At 59.4% G+C, this 20,760-nt stretch carries 19 protein-coding genes; 6 read left to right on the forward strand and 13 right to left on the reverse strand.

What is annotated here, in order from left to right; translation table 11 throughout:
• The 6 genes from BFW87_RS18385 to BFW87_RS18410 form a co-directional block, all read right to left on the reverse strand.
• On the reverse strand, positions 1-300 hold the full coding sequence (locus BFW87_RS18385) for a BufA1 family periplasmic bufferin-type metallophore (RefSeq protein WP_078741160.1): 300 nt from the start codon (positions 298-300) through the stop codon (positions 1-3).
• A gap of 279 nt (positions 301-579) precedes the next feature.
• Complete coding sequence (locus BFW87_RS18390) at positions 580-1,281, reverse strand: ABC transporter ATP-binding protein (protein ID WP_078741161.1); 702 nt, start codon at positions 1,279-1,281, stop codon at positions 580-582.
• 1 nt (position 1,282) lies between these two features.
• Complete coding sequence (gene livG, locus BFW87_RS18395) at positions 1,283-2,050, reverse strand: high-affinity branched-chain amino acid ABC transporter ATP-binding protein LivG (RefSeq protein ID WP_078741162.1); 768 nt, start codon at positions 2,048-2,050, stop codon at positions 1,283-1,285.
• Complete coding sequence (locus tag BFW87_RS18400; RefSeq protein ID WP_078741163.1) at positions 2,047-3,300, reverse strand: high-affinity branched-chain amino acid ABC transporter permease LivM; 1,254 nt, start codon at positions 3,298-3,300, stop codon at positions 2,047-2,049. Before BFW87_RS18400 ends, livG begins: the two co-directional genes overlap by 4 nt.
• Positions 3,297-4,220: a high-affinity branched-chain amino acid ABC transporter permease LivH gene (livH, locus tag BFW87_RS18405; RefSeq protein ID WP_017479358.1), complete on the reverse strand. Its 924-nt coding sequence runs from the start codon at positions 4,218-4,220 to the stop codon at positions 3,297-3,299. Before livH ends, BFW87_RS18400 begins: the two co-directional genes overlap by 4 nt.
• 227 nt (positions 4,221-4,447) lie before the next feature.
• Entirely contained in the window at positions 4,448-5,575 is a 1,128-nt protein-coding gene (locus tag BFW87_RS18410; protein WP_078741164.1) for a branched-chain amino acid ABC transporter substrate-binding protein, read from the reverse strand.
• A gap of 341 nt (positions 5,576-5,916) precedes the next feature.
• On the opposite strand from BFW87_RS18410, the gene BFW87_RS18415 reads away from it, so the two are divergent.
• Positions 5,917-6,219 (forward strand): DUF2288 domain-containing protein, encoded by a 303-nt coding sequence (locus BFW87_RS18415; RefSeq protein ID WP_078741165.1) that lies wholly within the window; start codon positions 5,917-5,919, stop codon positions 6,217-6,219.
• Positions 6,220-6,528: 309 nt separating this feature from the next.
• Here BFW87_RS18415 and BFW87_RS18420 read toward each other — a convergent pair whose 3' ends face one another.
• The 3 genes from BFW87_RS18420 to BFW87_RS18430 all read right to left on the reverse strand — a co-directional run bounded on the left by BFW87_RS18420 (position 6,529) and on the right by BFW87_RS18430 (position 11,614).
• Complete coding sequence (locus BFW87_RS18420) at positions 6,529-8,706, reverse strand: hypothetical protein (RefSeq protein ID WP_078741166.1); 2,178 nt, start codon at positions 8,704-8,706, stop codon at positions 6,529-6,531.
• Between the two features lie 138 nt (positions 8,707-8,844).
• Positions 8,845-11,109 (reverse strand): putative bifunctional diguanylate cyclase/phosphodiesterase, encoded by a 2,265-nt coding sequence (locus BFW87_RS18425; protein WP_078741167.1) that lies wholly within the window; start codon positions 11,107-11,109, stop codon positions 8,845-8,847.
• Positions 11,110-11,248: 139 nt separating this feature from the next.
• Positions 11,249-11,614: a YkgJ family cysteine cluster protein gene (locus BFW87_RS18430; RefSeq protein ID WP_078741168.1), complete on the reverse strand. Its 366-nt coding sequence runs from the start codon at positions 11,612-11,614 to the stop codon at positions 11,249-11,251.
• Positions 11,615-11,866: 252 nt separating this feature from the next.
• On the opposite strand from BFW87_RS18430, the gene BFW87_RS18440 reads away from it, so the two are divergent.
• Entirely contained in the window at positions 11,867-13,213 is a 1,347-nt protein-coding gene (locus BFW87_RS18440; protein ID WP_078741169.1) for a spinster family MFS transporter, read from the forward strand.
• Between the two features lie 136 nt (positions 13,214-13,349).
• Here the strand turns inward: BFW87_RS18440 and rapA are convergent, their stop codons facing one another.
• Positions 13,350-16,196 (reverse strand): RNA polymerase-associated protein RapA, encoded by a 2,847-nt coding sequence (gene rapA / locus BFW87_RS18445; RefSeq protein WP_078741170.1) that lies wholly within the window; start codon positions 16,194-16,196, stop codon positions 13,350-13,352.
• Positions 16,197-16,415: 219 nt separating this feature from the next.
• On the opposite strand from rapA, the gene BFW87_RS18450 reads away from it, so the two are divergent.
• Complete coding sequence (locus BFW87_RS18450; protein WP_078741171.1) at positions 16,416-16,757, forward strand: aspartate-semialdehyde dehydrogenase; 342 nt, start codon at positions 16,416-16,418, stop codon at positions 16,755-16,757.
• Here BFW87_RS18450 and BFW87_RS18455 read toward each other — a convergent pair.
• From BFW87_RS18455 to BFW87_RS18465, 3 genes are all read right to left on the reverse strand, one after another.
• Positions 16,754-17,935: an aminotransferase class V-fold PLP-dependent enzyme gene (locus tag BFW87_RS18455; RefSeq protein WP_078741172.1), complete on the reverse strand. Its 1,182-nt coding sequence runs from the start codon at positions 17,933-17,935 to the stop codon at positions 16,754-16,756. The genes BFW87_RS18450 and BFW87_RS18455 overlap by 4 nt on opposite strands.
• A complete protein-coding gene (locus BFW87_RS18460; protein ID WP_078741173.1) occupies positions 17,932-18,402 on the reverse strand; it encodes a RidA family protein in 471 nt (156 codons plus the stop codon). The genes BFW87_RS18455 and BFW87_RS18460 overlap by 4 nt, the downstream gene beginning before the upstream one ends.
• A 90-nt stretch (positions 18,403-18,492) precedes the next feature.
• The gene (locus BFW87_RS18465; RefSeq protein WP_078741174.1) at positions 18,493-19,365 is read right to left on the reverse strand and encodes a LysR substrate-binding domain-containing protein; all 873 of its coding nucleotides are present in this window, start codon (positions 19,363-19,365) and stop codon (positions 18,493-18,495) included.
• Between the two features lie 167 nt (positions 19,366-19,532).
• Here BFW87_RS18465 and BFW87_RS18470 point away from each other — a divergent pair, with 167 nt between their 5' ends.
• The 3 genes from BFW87_RS18470 to ccoM all read left to right on the forward strand — a co-directional run bounded on the left by BFW87_RS18470 (position 19,533) and on the right by ccoM (position 20,542).
• Positions 19,533-20,018, forward strand: coding sequence for a lipocalin-like domain-containing protein (locus tag BFW87_RS18470; RefSeq protein ID WP_078741175.1), 486 nt, complete (start codon positions 19,533-19,535; stop codon positions 20,016-20,018).
• Between the two features lie 69 nt (positions 20,019-20,087).
• Positions 20,088-20,282: a hypothetical protein gene (locus tag BFW87_RS31615; protein WP_139372454.1), complete on the forward strand. Its 195-nt coding sequence runs from the start codon at positions 20,088-20,090 to the stop codon at positions 20,280-20,282.
• A gap of 143 nt (positions 20,283-20,425) precedes the next feature.
• Complete coding sequence (ccoM, locus tag BFW87_RS32455) at positions 20,426-20,542, forward strand: cytochrome c oxidase subunit CcoM (RefSeq protein ID WP_303047319.1); 117 nt, start codon at positions 20,426-20,428, stop codon at positions 20,540-20,542.
• Positions 20,543-20,760: the final 218 nt, after the last annotated feature.

Genomic DNA, 20,760 nt, shown 5'->3' on the forward strand with positions numbered 1-20,760 from the left:
TCAGGACTTGGCGGTGAAGGCTTGCAGCTGGCCGAAACCGGTCGGCGAGGTGGCGCTGGTGGTTTTGCCGCAGGTACCGGCCGGGACCAGTTTCCAGGCATTGGCTTGGTCTTTGACTTTCGAGGTGCCGGCGCAGGTGGTGCCGGCGCCTGCAGCGCAATCGTTCTTGCCGGCTTCAGCGACGCCGAAGCATTTGTCCATTTTTGCGTCGTCAGCATGGGCCAGGTTGGACATGGCGGACAGGCTCAAAGCAGAACCGAGGGCCAGGATCAGGGTAGCGGCGGACAGTTTGGTAGTCATGGTGTAGCTCCAGCAGTGGGTTGAGGTATCAGGCGTGTTTGCCTGCTTACTCCACTAGAGGCAGCAGGATGTATTTCGTTACACGGCTGACGAAAATAATTTAAAAAATTTCGCGTCACGCAAAAAAATGTGGGAGCAGGCTTGTGTGGGAGCCGGGCTTGCCCGCGATGCAGTCACCTCGGTGTGTCAGTCACACCGCAGTGATGCCATCGCAGGCAAGCCAGCTCCCACACAAGCCCGCTCCCACATTTTAGATCCGGTTCAGCCAGCAACCGGTTGTTAACCGCCCAGGTACGCCTCGCGAACCTTCGGATCCGTCAGCAATTGCTCGCCCGTCCCCTGCATCACCACCCGGCCGTTTTCCAGCACGTAAGCACGGTCGGCGATTTTCAAGGCCTGGTTGGCGTTTTGTTCCACCAGGAACACCGTCACACCGTCCTTGCGCAGCTGTCCAATGATGTCGAAGATCTGCTGGATGATGATCGGCGCCAGGCCCAGCGACGGTTCGTCGAGCAATAACAGCTTGGGCTTGCTCATCAGCGCGCGGCCGATGGCGAGCATTTGCTGCTCGCCGCCGGACATGGTGCCGCCGCGCTGGCTGAAGCGCTCCTTGAGCCGGGGGAACAGGTGCAGCACCTTGTCCATCTGCTCCTGGAAGTCACCCTTGTCAGTGAAGAACCCGCCCATGGCCAGGTTCTCTTCCACGGTCAGGCGCGAAAACACGCGGCGACCTTCGGGCACCACGGCAATGCTCTTGCGCATGATTTCGGCGGAATGCTTGCCGACCAGCTCTTCACCCATATAACGGATGCTACCGCTGTGGGCCTGGGGCGAACCGCACAAGGTCATCAGCAGGGTGGATTTACCGGCACCGTTGGCGCCGATCAGCGTGACAATTTCACCCTGGCGCACCTCCACGTTGACGCTGTGCAGGGCCTGGATCTTGCCGTAGAAAGTGGAAACGTTTTCGAATTGCAGCATTTTACGCTTCCCCCAAATAGGCTTTGATCACTTCAGGATTGTCGCGGATCTGCTCCGGCGTCCCGTCTGCCAGCGGCGTGCCCTGGTTGATCACCACGATGTGGTCGGAAATGCTCATGACCAGTTTCATGTCGTGCTCGATCAACAGTACCGTGGCGTTGTTTTCTTCACGCAATACGCTGATCAGCGCCTTGAGGTCTTCGGTTTCCTTGGGGTTCAGGCCCGCAGCCGGTTCGTCGAGCATGAGGATCCGCGGGCGGGTCATCATGCAGCGGGCGATTTCCAGGCGACGTTGCTGACCATAGGCCAGGGTGCCGGCAGGGCGGTTGGCGAATTCGGTCAGGTTGACCTTGTCCAGCCAGTACGCCGCATACTCCATGGCCTCGCGCTCGCTTTTGCGGAACGACGGGGTCTTGAACAAACCGGCGAAGAAGTTGGTGTTCAGGTGACGGTGCTGGGCAATCAGCAGGTTTTCGACCGCTGTCATGTCCTTGAACAACCGCACGTTCTGGAAGGTCCGCACCACGCCCTTGCGGGCGATTTCGTGACCAGCCAGGCCCTGGATCGGCTGGCCGTCCAGCAGGATGCTGCCGCCGCTCGGCTTGTAGAAGCCGGTGAGGCAGTTGAACACCGTGGTCTTGCCGGCGCCGTTGGGGCCGATCAGCGCCACAACCTGTTTCTCTTTCACGGTCAGGGCCACGCCGTTGACCGCGAGCAAGCCGCCGAAGCGCATGCTCAAATTTTCGACTTTCAGGATCTCGCGGCTCATTTGCGCAGCTCCATGTGTGGACGTTGCATGGGCAGCAGGCCTTGAGGACGCCAGATCATCATCAGCACCATCATGGCGCCGAACATCAACATGCGGTACTCGCTGAACTCACGCATCATTTCTGGCAACAGGATCATCACGATCGCGGCCAGAATCACACCCAACTGCGAGCCCATGCCACCCAGTACCACGATGGCAAGGATGATCGCCGACTCGATAAAGGTGAATGACTCCGGGGTCACCAAACCTTGGCGAGCGGCGAAGAAGCTGCCGGCAAAACCGGCGAATGTTGCCCCGAGGGTGAAGGCCGAGAGTTTGATGATTGTCGGGTTCATGCCCAATGCACGGCAGGCGATTTCATCTTCGCGCAACGCTTCCCACGCGCGGCCTATCGGCATGCGCAACAGGCGGTTGATCACGAACAAGGCCGCCAGCGCCAGCAACAGCGCCACCAAGTACAGGAACACCACTTTGCTCACCGGGTTGTAGTCGATCCCGAAGTACTCGTGGAACGTCTGCATGCCTTCGGCGGCGGTGCGGTCGAAGGACAATCCGAAGAACGTTGGCTTGGGAATGCTGCTGATGCCGTTGGGGCCGCCGGTGATGTCGGTGAGGTTACGCAGGAACAGCCGGATGATTTCACCGAAGCCCAGGGTCACGATCGCCAGATAGTCACCGCGCAAACGCAGCACCGGGAAGCCCAGCAGGAAGCCAAAGGTGGCCGCCGCCATGCCGGCAAGTGGCAGGCAGATCCAGAAACCCCAGCCCAGGTAATGCGAGAGCAGCGCGTAGGTGTAGGCACCCACGGCGTAGAAGCCCACGTAACCCAGGTCGAGCAGACCGGCCAACCCCACCACAATGTTCAGGCCCAGGCCCAGCAACACGTAGATCAGGATCAGGGTGGCGATGTCGACTGCGCCGCGCGAGCCGAAGAACGGCCAGATCAGCGCGGCCACGATCAGGCCGATGATGATGTAGCGCTGGGTGCGCGGCAGGGTCAGGAATTGGCTGACCTTGGGCGATACCAACGGGCTACGGTTGCCTTTGAACAAGGCAGTGAACTGCTCGGTGAACAACACGCGCAGGAACATCAGCACCGAACACAGGGCGATGATGGTCAAGGTCGTGGGACCGGTGCCATGCACTTCCAGGTTGATCCCGACAATGCTCAGCTTGAGGCCGAGTACCGGAAAGGCCACGGCCCATACCAGCAAGGCGCTGAAAAACGCCGATTTAAGATATCTGCTCATACTTTCTCAACCTCCGGACGGCCCAGAATGCCGGTCGGACGGAACAACAGCACCAGAACCAACAGGCCGAACGCCACGACGTCCTTGTATTGGTCGCCAAACACATCGGCGCCAAAGGCTTCAGCCACACCCAGCACCAGCCCGCCGAGCATCGCGCCCGGAATACTGCCGATGCCGCCCAAGACCGCTGCGGTAAAGGCCTTAAGGCCTACCAGGAAACCGGCGTTGGGGTTGATCACGCCGTACTGCATGCTCAGCAGCACCGCCGCGACGGCGGCCAGTGCGGCACCGATCACGAAGGTCAGGGCGATGATGTTGTTGGTGTTGATGCCCAACAGGTTGGCCATCTTGATGTCTTCGGCGCACGCCCGGCAGGCGCGCCCCAGACGGGAGCGGGAGATGAACAGCGTCAGGCCGAGCATCGCCACCAGGGTGACGACGAATACCAGGACCTGCATGTACGAAATCAGCACTTCTTGTGCGCCACCCGGGCCGAAGGAGAAGCTCCCCGGGATCAGGTTGGGAATGGACTTGTCCTTGGAGTCCTGAGACAGCAGTACGGTGTTCTGCAGGAAAATCGACATGCCGATGGCGGAAATCAGCGGGATCAAACGGTTGCTGCCACGCAAGGGACGGTAGGCAACCCGCTCGATACTGTAGCCGTAGGCACTGGTTACGACGATCGAAGCAAGAAACGCAGCGGTCATCAACAGCGGCAGGGAATGGATACCCAGCATGGCCAGCCCGGCAAGGGCGATGAAGGCCACGTAGGAACCAATCATGTACACCTCGCCATGGGCGAAGTTAATCATTCCAATGATGCCGTAAACCATTGTGTAGCCAATGGCTATCAAGGCATAGGTGCTGCCAACGGTCATGCCGTTAACCAGCGTTTGGAAAAAATGATAGATCTCAGGCATTACAGCGCTCCTAAAAACCCGATACGCATTTCACTGGTGGAGTCATTTCCGGCTCGGTGCCCTGCTCTGTGATCAGGTTGCACGAAGCGTTTGCCAGCGAACCGCTGGTGACGGTTTTAAGATTTTCAGGTGAGCCAGCGCCCGGATCGCGGGTGACAGGCCCATAAACCTCGTAAAACAAAGCCCACTGCTCTCACAGTGGGCTTGTTGGACCAGTAACGCCTGGCTTACTGAGGGGAAACTTCGGTTTTTGGTTTGCCGAAGTGCCATTCGTAGACCACGAATTTAAAGTCCTTCAGGTCGCCCTTGGCGTCAAAGCTCAGGTCGCCGGTAGGGGTCTTGAAAGTGCCTGCGTGGATGGCTGCAGCCACTTTGGCGGTGTCTTCAGACTTCGCAGCAGCAATACCGCCGGCGATGACTTCAACAGCCGAGTAGGCCGGGAACACGAATGGACCGCTTGGGTCCTGCTTTTTCTTGGCGAACTCTTCAACGATTGCCTTGTTGGCAGGGTCGGTGTCGAAGGATTTCGGCAGGGTCACCAGCAGGCCTTCGGACGCGCCTTGGGCGATTTGCGAGATGGAGTCGTTGCCGACACCTTCTGGGCCCATGAACTTGGCTTTCACGCCTTTTTCCTGGGCTTGGCGCAGGATCAGACCCAGCTCAGGGTGGTAGCCGCCGTAGTAGACGAAGTCGACGTTGGCTTGCTTGAGCTTCTGAATCAGCGAGCCGAAGTCTTTGTCGCCAGCGTTAACGCCTTCGAAGAGGGCAACTTTCACGCCTTTCGACTCGAGGGTCTGTTTAACGGCGGTGGCGATACCTTCACCGTACTGCTGTTTGTCGTGGATGACGGCCACGACCTTCGGCTTCACAAAATCGGCAATGTAGTTGCCGGCCGCCGGGCCTTGAGCGCTGTCCAGACCAATGGTGCGGAACACCAGTTTGTAACCACGGGAAGTGATTTCCGGGCTGGTGGCAGCCGGGGTGATCATGATGACGCCTTCGTCTTCATAGATATCGGACGCTGGCTGAGTGGAGCTGGAGCAGAGGTGACCCACCACGAACTTGACGCCGTCGTTGACCACTTTGTTCGCTACGGCAACGGCTTGTTTCGGGTCGCAAGCGTCGTCGTATTCTTTTGCTTCAAGCATTTTACCGTCGACGCCGCCCTTGGCGTTGATGTCGGCGATGGCTTGCTTGGCACCCATGAATTGCATGTCGCCGTATTGCGTCACCGGGCCTGTTTTAGGGCCGGCGATACCGATCTTGATGGTGTCGGCTGCGAACGAATGGCCGGCAACCCCAGCCAGGACCATAGCGGCAAACAGTTTGGAAATCTGCTTAGTAGCCTTATTCATAGTGCTCCACTCTTGCTGTTGTATTTTTTATAGTTCTAGCGGCCTTGTGAGCTGCAGAACCGGATCAGATATCTGGGATATCCCCCCGGCAGTGCTCTGGCAACTGTACCGGTACAGTGTAGAGCGCCGGTTCATCGCTTGAAAAGCTGGCTGCTGGGGGCAAAACCCGGGGATGTCGCTTAAATGAAAGAAAAAGACAGAATTGCGGCGGGGTGATGCCAGAGTTTCGGGCAATCCTTGGCTTTTCTGACACTTTCGTTCGGTGACTCATTTGCAACTGGGTTTTTCCGCAAGAGCCACGACGTTATGATTGCGCCGATTTTTTACTCAGGTGAATTCCCATGACGCAAGAACCTAGCACCCTCTATGCCAAGCTGCTCGGTGAAACCGCCGAAATTTCGTGGAAGGAGCTTGAGCCGTTCTTTGCCAAGGGTGCCCTATTGTGGGTCGACGCCGGGCTGGATTTGATCGAAGCAGCCGAAGGAATGGCGGAGGATAACCGCGAGAAAGTCGCTGCGTGGCTGGCCTCCGGGAGCCTTGGCGAAGTGTCTGCGACGCGGGCGTTGGACCTGGTTGAGCGGGATCCGAGCCTGTGGGCGGTGGTGGTTTCGCCGTGGATTTTGATCCAGGAAAGGGCGGCGTAAGAATGGAATGCACTTAAAAGGTGCGTGATTTTTGCTGTGAGAAGTGTGTAGCCGAGTAACCGCTGGCGCCGTGATGGCACCTTGCCGTAGAGAAAGGTCACAGAAGAGGGTGACGTGCGCGTCACGGGAACAGTTTTGCGTGGGGTGGAATGCTGCCGGAATTGTTTCCGGGTGTGGCAGGGCTGTAGATAGTGCGTGTGTGACTGACCGCTATCGCAGGCAAGCCAGCTCCCACATTCGACTGCATTCCAACAGATAGAATGCAGTGGAATGTGGGAGCTGGCTTGCCTGCGATGAGGGCGACTCGGTCTAGGCGGTTTTCCCGGTATGGTTATTCAACGAAATAACCTTGGTCTTCCCAATCCGGTGGCGATAGATCTCGCGCAGGTACTTGATCGCCTTCTTCACGCAATCCCGTGACAGCCGAATATCGTTGATCGACACAAACTTGTCTTTGTCATTGATCAACTCACGGTACTTCTTCTCGTACATCGGCTTGATCGCATACCAGTTGGTATCCAGGATCTTCGCCGGGTTTTCAAACTCATTGAGCAGCTCATCAATCCGGTCTTCATCAAAATCCTCATGAATGATGAAGTCCAGAATCGAGTTATCCAGCGTGTCATCAAACCGGTACGGGTTACGCGCAAAGCAGCGTTTGATAAACGCCACGATCAACGTCAGAAAATCATCCGACAAACACGGGCTTTTGGCGATCAGTGTGGTGAGCGACAAATTGGCCGACGCGCCAATCACCAGCGCATAACGCTTGAGCGTGGTGTTGGGGAACAGGCTGTTCAAGTGCGTCTTGAGGCGGTTCAGGTCCATGTAGGACAGCTTGTAATCCTTGGGCAGCGACACGATTGACACCACCGACGAGCAGTTCTTGAAGAAGTGCAAATCATGCAACGCCGCCGCGTCATACCCGGAGTTTTTGTACTGTTCCAGGGACGCTTTATAACGCTTGGACTCAATCGGCAACAGGCTGATGCCTTCAATGGCCTGGGTCACTTTATTGAAGTGCGGCAGGTCAATGGAGCGGAAAAACAGGTCATCGATATTCAAGCGCTGCGGCTCTTTATCGAACACCTTGAACTTGTCGTTTGAGGGCGCCGGGGTTTCCGGCACCACGGATTCGGCGTAGGCAATCGCCACCGGCCCGGCCAGGCTCATGAAGAGGTCGTTGGCATCCAGGCGAATGGTTTCGCCGATATCGATGCCGGCGCGTCGGAAGTAGTTCTGGTCGTAGTCGGTGGTAACCGCCTGGGCCGTCAGAATGTTGAAGATCTGCTGCGAGATGTATTGGTTGGCGTGTTTTTCCATGGCATTGACATCAATGTTCTGGATATTGCCGTCATCGCTCTCTTCGGCGTAACGCATGATGTCGTTGGAGATCAGCATCATCGCGTTCCAGGGCCGTATGCGGCCTTTTACGCTGGCTTCACTGCTGTCTTCATTGTCGAAGTTGTACGAGAAGTCCCACTCTTCCGACAGGTATTTGCACAGCAAGCGCCCGGCATTGATGTGCAACGCCTCGGACATTTCGCTGCGGTGGTCGGAGATATTCGGCAGTACGCAGATGCCGCTGGTGAAGATCGGCTCGAACACAAAGGCATGGCCGCTCTTGCTGTCGTGTTCGTCGGCGGGCTTGGTGTCGAACGTTTTGTTCATGTAGGAGTGCTGCTGGGCCAGGCCGAATTCCGAGGCCATGCCCGAGCCGGTGCCGCCGCCGGCGCTGAAAATCGAGAAGTACAGGCGCGACTGGTTGGCCTTGATGCCGCAGGAGTCGATCAGGTACGAGTGGATCATCTTCCAGTCGGGGCTGGAGAAACGCTGGGTGTCTTTATTGAGGATGATCTTGGCCAGGTACTGGCCGAGTATCGGCGCGTTACCGGCGCCTCCGGCATGCACCTCTGAGAGGTCCATGATTTTCATATTGCTGTAGTCGCGCAGGAAGCCGCTTTTTTCGCCCTTGCGCGAGAAACGGATGCGCCCGGCGATGTCCTTGTCCAGGTCGCCGAGCATCACCAGCGGTTCCACCAGGAACACCGGTTTGCTGGCTTTGCCGCCGCCCAGGCGCAGGTTGTTACGGAGCCATTGGGCCGGGCTGTAACCCTTGTCCGGATTTTTGTCTTCGGTGCTGAACTCGTTCAGGTAGAACTTGCGCGCGTTGTACACCAACTCTGCCACATCCAGCGCAATGTTCGACCCGCAACGGCCCAGGCCGATCAGGCACACCGAGGGGAACTCCTGCTCGCTGCGCGGTACGCCGTCGCCTTCCGGTTGGGGCGGGTGCGGGAAGACCATGTCACGCAAGCCGTCGAGGTTGTCGAGGATGCGGTCGGTATTGGTCTCGGTAAAGTACAGGTATTGCTGGGTAGCCAGCGGGCGGGCGCTGCTCAATGACCGTGAACCTGAGGGCTTTTCTGCAGGAACTGCAGGCAATAGATCGGGAACCACGGTGGCAGAGTTATTATTGGAAGTCATTGGGCGCCATGTACCTGAACGGATAGGGCGGTCAGGTTTGCCCCCTGTTTACAAGGGGAAGCCAGGCCGGATTCTGATGAATCGGCCGTTCGTCGGAGTTCTTTAGGTCACTGATGGCAAAATGCCAAATTTTCGGCGTCAGCGAATTGGCCTGACGATTGAAGGTGGGCCGATACGGCCGGGTGCAGGCTCTTTTGGCGACGGGGCATCCTTGCTGCTTTCGACACTGAACGGGTAGAGCGGGTTGCGCATCTGGATGCCTTGCATCACGCCGATGATCTCGCTGGCAGGCACCGCCGGGCTCAGCAGGTAACCCTGAATAAAGTCGCAGTCGTGTTTAAGCAGCAGCTCGAATTGCGCCTGGGTTTCCACGCCCTCAGTGACAACCTGCAGGTGCAGGGTGTGGGCCATGCCAATAATGGCCTGGACGATCTCGATATCGGCGGTGGACTTGGGGATGTCCTGAATAAACGATCGATCGATTTTCAACGTGTTGAGCGGCAGGCGCTTGAGGTAGGCTAGCGATGAGTAGCCGGTGCCGAAGTCATCGATGGCCAGCGACACGCCCAGGGCACGGATTTGCCGCAACAGCGCCAGGGTGCTGCTGATATTGCCCATCAGCGCATTTTCGGTGACTTCCAGTTCGAGCCGGTTGGCGGCAACGCCTGCGAAACGCAGGGCGGCTTCGATTTCATCGGCCAACTCATCCCGCGCCAGGTTGAGCGCCGAGCAGTTCACGGCCATGGTCAGCTCGGTGTAGCCACGGTCAGACAACAGGCTCAAATCGTGACAGGCCTGGCGCAGTACCCAGTGATCGAGGTCGGCAATCAACCCGTTGCTTTCGGCGATGCCGATAAACCGGTCCGGCGCCAGCAGCCCGTGCCGTGGGTGCTGCCAACGCACCAGGGCTTCCAGGCGCGTGACCTTGCCGAGCTTCATGTCGAAGATCGGCTGATAAAACAGCACCAGTTCATTACGCCCACGCAGGGCGGCGCGCAGTTCCTCTTCGAGCTGCAACTCCAGAAAGGCACGGGTTTTCAAGTTGGAGCTGAAGAAGTTCAGGCTGTTACGCCCGGTGTCCTTGGATTGGTACAGCGCCAGGTCTGCAGTTTTCAGCAGTTCTTCGCACGTCAGGCCGTCCTCGGGAAACAGGCTGATACCAATGCTGGTGGTCATCACCATGCGCCGGCCAGCCAGTTCGATCGGTTCTTTCATCTTCTGCATGATGCGCTGGGCCAAGTGCCGCGCTTCATCACGGTGGTGGATGTTGATCAGAATGCAGAATTCATCGCCGCCAAAGCGTGCCACCACGTCGTCATGGCTGCGAACCGAGCCCTTGATATGCCCGGCGAGCACGGTGAGCAATTGGTCGCCGGCGTCATGGCCGAGGCTGTCGTTGATGCGCTTGAAATGGTCGATATCGAGGAAGATCACCGCCAACATGCCCTTGCTGGCAGTTTTTTCTGCGACTTTTTCCGCGAAGAGCTGATTGAAGCCTCGACGGTTGAGCAGGCTGGTCAACGCGTCGTAGTGGGCCACTTGTTGCAGCGAGGCGCGGGCCTGATCCAGTTCGCTGAGCAATGCATTGACCCGGCGCAAGTCGCGTTCCTTGTGCTGCAGTTTTTTGTCCGCCAGCGCGGCGCTGACGCTGCTGCCGATCACCAGCAGGGTAATGACGGCCACCGACAGCCCCAGTTGTATGGGGTTGTTGTCCAGCGGCAGCGCGAGATCAGCGCCGTTGGGCACCAGCATTTGCATGGCGGCCATGCCGGTAAAATGCATGCTCAGGATGCCGGCGCCGAGGACCAGGCTGGCGGCGTATTTAAGCAACTGATGGAACACCCCGGCGCCGTTGCGCAAGTAGCTCGACAGCAATAGCGCGGTCAGGCTGGCGCCAATGGCAATGCCGACTGAGGCCAGGAACAGGTTCGTCTCGAAATACACCTCGGCCTGGGAACGCATGGCCGACATGCCGACGTAGTGCATCAGCGCAATGCCCAGCCCCATCCAGATAGAGGCCAGCAAATACTGATGAAAGCGCAGATGGGCATGACTGAGGGTCTGCATGGCAAACAGCGAGGCAATCAGTGCGATCAGCAGCGAAGCGAACGTCATGATCAGTTCGTAATGAATGGCGATAGGCGCCTGGAAGGCCAACATGCTGATGAAGTGCGTCGACCAGATGCCTCCGGCCAGGCACCCGGCGCCGAGCCAGCGCCAATGGCGACGGGCGGTAGGATCTTCGACATGGCCCACGCGTTCAGCCATGTCCAGCGTGCCGAACCCCGCCGCACACGCGACCAGATAAGCCAGCAGCACCAGGAAAGGGTTATGACTGCAATTGAGTAATAAGTGCCCGGTGTCCGGAAGGTCGGTAAAAAAATGCAAACCAAGCCATTCCATAGCAAGTCCCGTCAAAGTCATTGTGCCGTTGCCTACAGCAACGGCCTACGACATCGAGTATAGAAGCCTCGCGGGATTCGCCATGGATAATGGCATTTTGCTCTCAACGATTTTGGCATGCCTGCCATAGCGTTTAATGCTAAGCGCTGACCGCCAGGTCAAGTTCGAACGGTACCTCCAGCGGCGCCAGGCCAAAGGCGGCGCGGGCGGCGTCGCAATCGACGTTCTGCTCGCCCTGGCTCCAGGACGCATCAAACTCGCGGCAAGGGCTCGAACGCAGCTCATAAATCGAACAGCTGGTGCCTTTGCCCACTTCCCCTTCAAGGCTGCAGCAGCGTGCCGGTTTCTGGTCGGTACCGATCATCGCCACGCGTGTGGGGTTGATCTGCACCACCAGATCATCGGGCACCGTGCCCCCCGATGAGGCGCACTCTCCCCAAAAGAAAGACACACGAAAGTATGAACAGCAGGCACCGCAACTCAGACACGGACTGGCTTCGGACATGGGCGTCATCAATAAGAAAAGTAAGGGGAGGGTGCTACGGAAGGCTCGCCATTCTATCCGGGCCATAGCCATTGGGAAGAGGGGCGCGCACTTATATTTTTCGTAGGGAAAGTCCCATCGTGGCGGGTGAAATTACGCCCTATCAGCTTTACGAATCATTACAGACAACCGCGACGCGCCTGACTATGTTGCAGACACCGGGCAGGATGCATCGGGCATCGCAGCTCTCATAACAATAAAAGAGACGGACCCATGCAGAACTCGACCCAAGCGGCGAATGCCTGGCGCATTCTGTTCCTGCTGTTCCTCGCCAACCTGTTCAACTTTTTCGACCGCACCATTCCGGCGATCATCATTGAGCCCATCCGCATGGAATGGCACCTGAGCGACTTTCAGCTCGGCATCATCGGCACCGCTTTTACCATCGTCTACGCCATCGCCGGGCTGCCGCTCGGGCGCCTGGCCGACACCGGTTCGCGCAGCAAATTGATGGGCTGGGGTCTCTTCGCCTGGAGCGGGCTTACGGCGGTCAACGGCTTTGTCGGCAGTTTCTGGACATTTCTGCTGGTGCGCATGGGCATCGGCATTGGCGAAGCCAGCTACGCGCCCGCCGCCAACTCGCTGATTGGCGACCTGTTCCCGGCGCACCGCCGCGCCCGCGCCATGGGCATCTTCATGCTGGGTTTGCCGCTGGGCCTGTTGCTGGCGTTCTTTACCATCGGTGCAATGGTCAAGGCGTTCGACAGCTGGCGCGCGCCGTTCTTTATCGCCGCCGTGCCGGGCATGATCCTGGCGATCTTCATGTTCTACATCAAAGAGCCCAAGCGCGGCGCGGCGGAAACCGTGCAAGTGTCCCAGGAACGCGTCGACCGCCCGATTCGCCGCGTGCTGGCCGTGCCGACGTTTCTGTGGCTGGTGCTGGCCGGCTTGTGCTTCAACTTTGCGACCTACGCCTGTAACTCGTTTCTGGTGCCGATGCTGCAGCGCTATTTCCTGCTGCCCTTGCAGGACGCGGCGGTGGCCACCGGGGTCATTGTCGGTTTGACCGGTTTGGTGGGCCTGACGCTGGGCGGCTGGATTGCCGACAAGATCCATCAACGGGTTGCGAATGGACGTTTGTTGTTCGCCGCGTGCAGCCTGATCATCTCCACCGTCACCACCGCCTGGGCGTTGCACGCCGGGCGCATCGAGATTGGTGTGTTTGTGGCGTTGTTCAGCGTGGGCTGGCTGTTCGCTTACAACTTCTACACCTGTGTGTACACGGCGATTCAGGACGTGGTCGAGCCGCGCCTGCGGGCCACGGCGATGGCGCTGTTCTTTGCCGGGTTGTATTTACTGGGCGGCGGTATGGGGCCGATTGTGGTGGGGGGCTTGTCGGATCACTTTGCCCATTCGGCGATGTATGCCGATGGGGCTGCGCAGATGACCGAGGCTTACAAGGCGGTGGGGTTGCATGACGCCATGTACCTGATCCCGGTGGCGCTGTTTTTGACCTTGCTGTTTCTGTTTCAGGCGTCGCGGTGTTTTGTGCGCGATGCGAAGAAGATGAAGGATGGGTTAGGGGCAGTGGAGGTGCCGGCTGCGGGTGTTCCGGCTTGAGACCGGGGTGAGGCTATCGCAGGCAAGCCAGCTCCCACATTTTGATGTGTGAACACATTCAACTGTGGGAGCTGGCTTGCCTGCGATGAGGCCCTCAAGGCCCATAAAGAAGGCCCGCATTGCGCGGGCCTTCTTTTTAGCCTGCGACCAGGACTCGAATTGCTTCCAGGCGCAGAGCCGCTTTATCAAGCATGGCCAAGCCTTGCTCGCGCTGATTGCGCAACGCCACCAGCTCGCTGTCACGCACGGTCGGGTTGACCGCTTGCAACGCAGTCAGGCGCGCCAGTTCTTCGTCGGTGTCTGCTGCCAGGCGGCGCTTCGCTTCGGCTACGCGCTCGGCATGCTGCGGGCTGATCTTCTCTTCGCCGGCGTTGATCCGTGGCGTCAACTGGTCGCGCTGGGCCTGGATAAACTTGTTGGCGCTCGCGCGGGGCACGCTTTCCAATTGGTCGTTGAGGGTCACGAATGACACACGGCCCGACAGGTCATTGCCATTGGGATCCAGCAGGCAGCGCAGCGCGGCCGGCGGCAGGTAGCGGCCCAGTTGCAGCGAGCGCGGTGCAACCACTTCGCTGACGTAGAGCAGCTCCAGCAACACCGTGCCTGGTTTCAGCGCCTTGTTCTTGATCAGCGCCACGGCAGTGTTGCCCATGGAACCGGACAGCACCAAATCCATGCCGCCCTGCACCATCGGGTGTTCCCAGGTGATGAACTGCATGTCTTCGCGCGACAGCGCCTGGTTACGGTCGTAGGTGATGGTCACACCTTCGTCGTCGCCGAGGGGGAAGCTGGCGTCGAGCATTTTTTCGCTCGGCTTCAAGATCAGCGCGTTTTCCGAATGGTCTTCGCTGTCGATGCCGAAGGCGTCGAACAGGGTTTCCATGTAGATCGGCAGGGCGAACTGATCGTCTTGCTCGAGGATGTCTTCAACCAGCGCGTCGCCTTCACCGGCGCCGCCGGAGTTGAGCTCCAGCAGGCGGTCGCGGCCGGTGTGCAGCTCTTGCTCCAGACGCTCGCGTTCGGCACGGGCTTCGTCGATCAGGGCTTGCCACTCGCCGTCGTCGGCGTTTTCCAGCAGCGGCAGCAGGCGCGGGCCGAACTGATGCTGCAAGGCGTTGCCGGTCGGGCAGGTATTGAGGAAGGCGTTGAGCGCTTCGTGGTACCACTGGAACAGGCGCTCTTGCGGGCTGGTTTCCAGGTACGGCACGTGCAGTTCGATCACATGTTTCTGGCCGATCCGGTCCAGACGGCCGATCCGCTGTTCCAGCAGGTCGGGGTGGGACGGCAGATCGAACAACACCAAGTGATGGGAGAACTGGAAGTTGCGGCCTTCACTGCCGATTTCCGAACAGATCAGCACCTGGGCGCCGAATTCTTCATCGGCAAAGTAGGCGGCGGCGCGGTCACGCTCGAGGATGTTCATGCCCTCGTGGAACACCGTGGCCGGAATGCCGGAACGCACGCGCAGGGCGTCTTCCAGGTCCATGGCGGTTTCGGCGTGGGCACAGATCACCAGCACTTTGGTGCGCTTGAGCATTTTCAGTTGGTCGATCAGCCACTCGACGCGCGGGTCGAAGCGCCACCAGCGGTTTTCTTCATCCACGTCCGGCTGCGATTGGAAGCTGACTTCCGGGTACAGCTCGGCGTGCTCGCCCAGTGGCAATTCGAGGTATTCGTCCGGGTTCGGCAGCGGGTAGGCGTGCAGTTTACGTTCCGGGAAACCCTGCACGGCGGCGCGGGTGTTGCGAAACAGCACGCGGCCAGTGCCGTGGCGGTCGAGCAGCTCACGCACCAGGCGCGCGCTGGCTTCGGTGTCGCCATCGTTGACGGCGGCGAGCAAGGCTTCGCCTTCGTTGCCGAGGAAACCCTGAATGGTCTTGTGCGCTTTTGGCGACAGGCGGCCTTTGTCCAGCAGCTCCTGCACGGCTTCAGCCACCGGGCGATAGTTCTCGCTCTCGGCGCGGAAGGCGTGCAGGTCGTGGAAGCGGTTTGGGTCGAGCAGGCGCAGGCGCGCGAAGTGGCTGTCCTGACCGAGTTGTTCCGGGGTGGCGGTGAGCAGCAGCACGCCCGGGATCACTTCGGCGAGTTGCTCCACCAGCGAATATTCAGGGCTGGCTTTCTCTTCGTGCCACACCAGGTGGTGCGCTTCGTCGACCACCAGCAAGTCCCAGCCGGCGGCAAACAGCGCGTCCTGGGCCTTCTCGTCGTCCACCAGCCATTCCAGCGCAACCAGCGCGAGCTGGGTGTCTTCGAACGGGTTGGCGGCATCGCTTTCGATAAAGCGTTCTTCGTCGAACAGCGCGACCTGCAGGTTGAAGCGGCGGCGCATTTCCACCAGCCACTGGTGCTGCAGGTTTTCCGGTACCAGGATCAGCACGCGGTTGGCGCGGCCCGACAGCAGTTGGCGATGGATCACCAGGCCGGCTTCGATGGTCTTGCCCAGGCCTACTTCGTCCGCCAGCAAAACCCGTGGCGCGATGCGGTCAGCGACTTCACGGGCAATGTGCAGTTGGTGAGCAATAGGTTGCGCACGCACGCCACCCAGGCCCCACAGCGAAGACTGCAATTGGCGGCTGGTGTGTTCCAGGGTGTGGTAACGCAGCGAGAACCAGGCAAGCGGGTCAATCTGACCGGCGAACAGACGGTCGCTGGCCAGACGGAACTGGATGAAGTTCGAGAGTTGGGTTTCCGGCAGGGTGACCTGCTCGTTCTGCCCATTGAGGCCTTGGTAAACCAGCAAGCCGTCGACGTCGTCGACTTCCTGTACGGTCATTTTCCAGCCTTCAAAATGGGTGATGGAGTCACCCGGCGAAAACCTCACGCGAGTGAGGGGCGCATTCCGTAGCGCATACTGGCGAGTCTCGCCAGTGGCCGGATAGAGCACGGTCAACAAGCGGCCGTCCTGTGCCAGAACGGTGCCTAACCCCAGCTCTGCTTCGCTGTCACTAATCCAGCGTTGCCCCGGTTGATACTGCTGCGCCATGCTGCCTGACTCCCGCCGTGAAAAAGCCGACTATCTTAACGGAACAAGGCCCCCCGCCCAAGGACTCTGACAAAAACTACTCCGTTTGCACGGCAGTTCGGAAGCCCGGTCGACGGGTGGCAGGCACTTGGGAGTGTCGACTCGGTCACAGCTTGGTACGCCTGCGCTCAAGTCAGCGTGCCGGCCGCCGACAGCCTGTTGATCAGGAGAGTAATCATTATGTTGCCACCCATGCTGCCCGTCAGCGTTGTGCCGGTCACGTCACAACTTGACCCGGCGCGTCAGAAGCCGGATATCCCGCCCGTGGTGCCCGTGCAAGCCGGCTCCAACGAAAGCACGATCGACCTGAAAAAGGGTGATTCCGAGCAGTCGACGTTTCTTCTGCGTGAAGAACAACGCCGTCAGCAAGAGCAGCAGAAACGCCGGCGCGAAGCCGACGAAGACCCCGAGCAGCACTTGGCGATTCCCGGCGATGTGCTCAACGCGGACAACACCGTGCCGGTGGTGCCGCTGATTGAAGACGCACCGCGCCAAGGGCTGTGGGTCGATATCGAGGTTTAATCGCGCAATGCCTTCAGGGCCGCCATCAGCGTCTCAATATCGTGTTCGTCGTTGAGTGGGCTGACCGAGATTCGCGCAATGCTGGCCAGGCCTCGCGCCTGCATGTCCAGCGGGGTGTAGGCCACACCGTTGGCGCCGATGTTGATGCGCTGCAATCCCAAACGTCGCTTGAGTTCAAAGGCATCCCAGCCGTTGAGGTTGAAGGCAATCAAGCCCGAGTGAGTCGTGCCCAGTTCATGCAGGCAAATACCCGGAATCTCACGCAAGGCTTCGCGGATTCGCTCACTCAGGTGCAACACACGTTCCCACGTCCGCTCCACCCCCAATCGATTGACCTCTTGCAACGCATTGCCCAACCCTGCCAACAGGGCGTAGGACACTTCGCTGGTCTCAAAGCGTCGGGCGTCGTTGCGCAGGTCAAAACCCTCGGCGGTCCATGGCGCCGAAAACACATCGCGCTGGGCGGGGTTCAAGCGCTGCAGGAAACCCGGGCGCACGTACATCAGCGCCGTGCCGCGGGGCCCGCGCAGGTGTTTGCGCCCGGCTGACTTGAGCACATCGCAGTGCAGTGCCTGCACATCCACCGGCAGTTGGCCAACGGCTTGGCCGGCGTCGATGAAGTAGGGGATGCCGTGACGCCTGGCCACTTCGCCGATGGCCTTGGCCGGGTTGATCAAGCCACTGTTGGCCGGGAGCCACGTGAGGTCGATCAGCTTCACCTGGGCGTCAATCATCGAATCCAGCGCCAGCGGGCAGACTGCGCCGGTTTCATCGCACGGGATGGTTTCAACTCTCGCACCGGCCTGCACCGCCGATTCCATACTCGCCAGGTTGCCGCCCCATTCGTGACGCCCCACCAGAATCCGGTCGCCGGGCTGCCAATGGCCCAAGGCCTGGAATGCCATGCTCCAGGCGGTCGAGCCGCTGCCGGCAAAGGCAATCGAGGAGGCGGGCGCATTGAGCAATTGCCCGGCTGCACGCCGGGCTTTTTCCACCCACACTTCGCCGTGCTCGCCGGCCTCCATCGGGCCGTCGCGGGCTTCGCGTTGCAGTTGGTCGACGATTGCGTCGAGTGTCGCCTGGCTGGGCAGCGAGGCGCCGGCATGGTTGAAGTGCACGATGCCCGACCGGCAGCCCGGCGTTGCGTCGCGCAGCTGCTGGACGTCAAGCGGGCTCACGGCTGCAGCTCGAAAATCGCGTCAACCTCCACGGCAACCCCGGCGGGCAGGCTGGCAACGCCTACAGCGGTGCGCACATGCCGGCCTTTATCGCCGAGGGCGTTGACCACCAGGTCCGACGCACCGTTGGCGACCAGGCTTTGCTGCTTGAAGTCGCCGCTGCTGGCGATAAACACACCCAGGCGCAGAATGCGCACCAGGCGCGACAGGTCATCACCCAACGCGTGGCTCAGTTGCCCCAACAGGCCGAGCGCCGCGAGTTGCGCTGCCTGGGCGCCTTCTTCATCGCTGAGGGATTCGCCCAGTCGGCCTAGATAGGCGGGTTTGCCGTCGACCAAGGGAATTTGCCCGGAGACGAACAATTGGTGCCCGCTGATGACGTAGTTGATGTAATTCGCAGCCGGCTGGCCGGGCGTCGGCAGCGTCAGGCCGAGGGCGTGCACGCGTTGGCGCAGGGAGTTGCTCATGATTCATCCTCTTGGGCTAAGAGGCTTGAGCATGTGGGCGGTAGGGGTGGGCGACAAACGGATAGATCTCACCCGATGCATCGAAAAAACTCACGCGTCGGCGCAGGCTTCCTTTAGCCACTCGCTGAAACATTGGGCGGCTTCACTGATGGGGCCGTGCGGCGCGATCAGCCAATAACCAATATCGCTGCGGTAGGGCGGCCAATCGTAAGCTTCCACCAGGCTGCCCTCCTGGAGCTTGCGCTCGATCAAACGGTGCCGACCCATGGCGATGCCCTGGCCCGCCACGGCGGCTTCGGCCACGATGTTGTAGTCATGCAGCATGACGCGCGGGTGGTTGGCGAGGTCGACCTGGTAGTGCGCAGACCAATCCGTCCACTCGAATGGTCGGTGCGAGGTGGCCATCAATAATGGGCCGTTGTGCAGTTGATTGGCTTTGAAGGCGGGGCTGCACACGGGGGAGATTGCCTCATCCATCAGGCGCGTGGCGTGTACGTCGGGCCAGTCGCCTTTGCCATAGCGGATGGCCAGGTCGACTTCAGCTGCTGCGACGTTCGCCAATTGAATCGCCGGCAGCAACTCCACCTGGATATGCGGGTAGCGCTTGAGAAACCCGGCCAGTCGCGGCGCCAGCCACAGCGTGGCGAACGAGGCGAGCAGCCCGACGCGCAGCACTGTGGTGGCGGGTACTGCTTTTTGGGTGCGGGTCGCGGCGGCAATGGCGTCGAGGGCTGGGCGGATTTCGTTGTAGTAATGCTGGCCTTCGGTGGTCAGATCGATCGCACGTGTTCGTCGGATGAACAGCGGTTTGCCCAGATGCTGTTCGAGTTTGTGCACTTGGTGGCTTAGGGCGCTTTGGGTGACCGACAACTCGTTCGCCGCCTTGATAAAACTCAAGTGCCGCGCCACGGCCTCAAAGGCGCGCAGGGCCAACAGCGGGGGAAGGTCCTTGTGCAGTGCCACCTGAATGCGCCTTTTGGGAGTGAGTGAGGTGACGATTTTGGGCGATGGCCTGCATTTTGTCGCCCGCTGATTCGCCCTCGGCGTTTATGCCTTGTTTAAGGATATGCCTTACAGACGCCTTCACATGGCTGGGGAAATATTCACGTTTTTCTGAAGACGGTAAAACGATGAAACATTACGTGATGGCGAGTTTGCTCGGTGTGGGTTTGGCTGCGCTGTTTTACGGAGGCGTGCACGCGAGCGAGTCGCCACTGGTAGGCGCGTGGCGTCTGGTTGGCTATCAGGTTGAGTCTCAGGACACTCACCAGAAGATTCCAGCCATGGGCGACCGGCCCACCGGGCGTGTGATTTTTACCGCCGATCACCGCGTGGCGTTCGTGTTGACCGGTGAGGGACGACAGGTAGGCACGTCAGATGCGGAAAAGTCAGCGCTGTTGAGCACGCTGATTGCCTACACCGGCATCGAGCGGGTCGACGGTAACCAGTGGTGTACGCTAGTAGACAGCGCCTGGAACCCCGCTTGGGTCGGTACCGAGCAGTGCCGCGACTTTCGCGTCCAGGGTGACACCCTGCAAGTGCTGACGCCTTGGCGGCAAATGCCGAATTGGCCGGGTACCACCCGTTCAATTATTACGTTTGAACGCGATAAATAAGAAAATGGCTGGGTAGGCGCGAGGGTTTTTTGCCCAGGTATTTGCCGTCGGGCGGGGGAGGCCGCATTATTGAGCCATTCCCGCCACGACGTAAGCCAAGCCATGAGTGATGACGACAAGCTGATCGACCTGAGTGCCGAACGCGCCAAGCGTGTGCATGACCTGAATGACAAGCGCCTGAATGAAGTGCGCCAGGCGTTTGAACAAGCGATGCCACTGGGTAAAGTTAAGAAGAAGCCGAAGAACAAACCCAAAAAGCGTTGAAACAACCTGCATCTTTTGATGCAGGTCAGTTATTGCCCTTCTTTACGCCCCGTTGCGGGCGACATTGATCCTCGTCAATTTTCCAATCCGCCTTCTGCTTTAACTTAGCCCTATCGCAACAGGGCACGAGCGGGAGGCCGGTCATGTTTTTCGATAATGTGGTGTTTGCCGGAGTGCTGACGGTCAGCCTCATGGTGGTGTTTTTTGTAGGGTTTGGGATTTTTATCTGGAAGGACGCTAATAAGCGTAAAGAACCGTAAGTCTTTTCGGGTGTATGAGCACGCAAGGCATTTTGGGCGACTTCGGTTGCCCTTTTTTTTTGTGTTTTGTTTGGGTGTATATCCGTTGTTTGGGGTGTGGCTGGTATTGGTTCCGCTCTTACAGCGGGTCACTTTTGGAAAAGAGCCCCAAAAGTAACCAAAAGGGCTCTTGCCCCAACACTCGGCACCTCGCCTAGGCTCGGTGTGCCCTCGCTCCG

The organism is Pseudomonas fluorescens (assembly GCF_002022275.1).
Taxonomy (GTDB): Bacteria; Pseudomonadota; Gammaproteobacteria; order Pseudomonadales; family Pseudomonadaceae; genus Aquipseudomonas; species Aquipseudomonas fluorescens_AJ.

Coding starts and splice junctions, on each gene's coding strand:
- ccoM (WP_303047319.1), top strand. CDS start 20,426: ATGTTTTTCGATAATGTGGTGTTTGCCGGAGTGCTGACGGTCAGCCTC.
- BFW87_RS18390 (WP_078741161.1), bottom strand. CDS start 1,281: ATGCTGCAATTCGAAAACGTTTCCACTTTCTACGGCAAGATCCAGGCC.
- livH (WP_017479358.1), bottom strand. CDS start 4,220: ATGCCTGAGATCTATCATTTTTTCCAAACGCTGGTTAACGGCATGACC.
- BFW87_RS18470 (WP_078741175.1), top strand. CDS start 19,533: ATGAAACATTACGTGATGGCGAGTTTGCTCGGTGTGGGTTTGGCTGCG.
- BFW87_RS18460 (WP_078741173.1), bottom strand. CDS start 18,402: ATGAGCAACTCCCTGCGCCAACGCGTGCACGCCCTCGGCCTGACGCTG.
- BFW87_RS18415 (WP_078741165.1), top strand. CDS start 5,917: ATGACGCAAGAACCTAGCACCCTCTATGCCAAGCTGCTCGGTGAAACC.
- BFW87_RS18425 (WP_078741167.1), bottom strand. CDS start 11,109: ATGGAATGGCTTGGTTTGCATTTTTTTACCGACCTTCCGGACACCGGG.
- BFW87_RS18450 (WP_078741171.1), top strand. CDS start 16,416: ATGTTGCCACCCATGCTGCCCGTCAGCGTTGTGCCGGTCACGTCACAA.
- BFW87_RS18430 (WP_078741168.1), bottom strand. CDS start 11,614: ATGTCCGAAGCCAGTCCGTGTCTGAGTTGCGGTGCCTGCTGTTCATAC.
- BFW87_RS18440 (WP_078741169.1), top strand. CDS start 11,867: ATGCAGAACTCGACCCAAGCGGCGAATGCCTGGCGCATTCTGTTCCTG.
- BFW87_RS18400 (WP_078741163.1), bottom strand. CDS start 3,300: ATGAGCAGATATCTTAAATCGGCGTTTTTCAGCGCCTTGCTGGTATGG.
- BFW87_RS18385 (WP_078741160.1), bottom strand. CDS start 300: ATGACTACCAAACTGTCCGCCGCTACCCTGATCCTGGCCCTCGGTTCT.
- livG (WP_078741162.1), bottom strand. CDS start 2,050: ATGAGCCGCGAGATCCTGAAAGTCGAAAATTTGAGCATGCGCTTCGGC.
- rapA (WP_078741170.1), bottom strand. CDS start 16,196: ATGGCGCAGCAGTATCAACCGGGGCAACGCTGGATTAGTGACAGCGAA.
- BFW87_RS18410 (WP_078741164.1), bottom strand. CDS start 5,575: ATGAATAAGGCTACTAAGCAGATTTCCAAACTGTTTGCCGCTATGGTC.
- BFW87_RS18420 (WP_078741166.1), bottom strand. CDS start 8,706: ATGACTTCCAATAATAACTCTGCCACCGTGGTTCCCGATCTATTGCCT.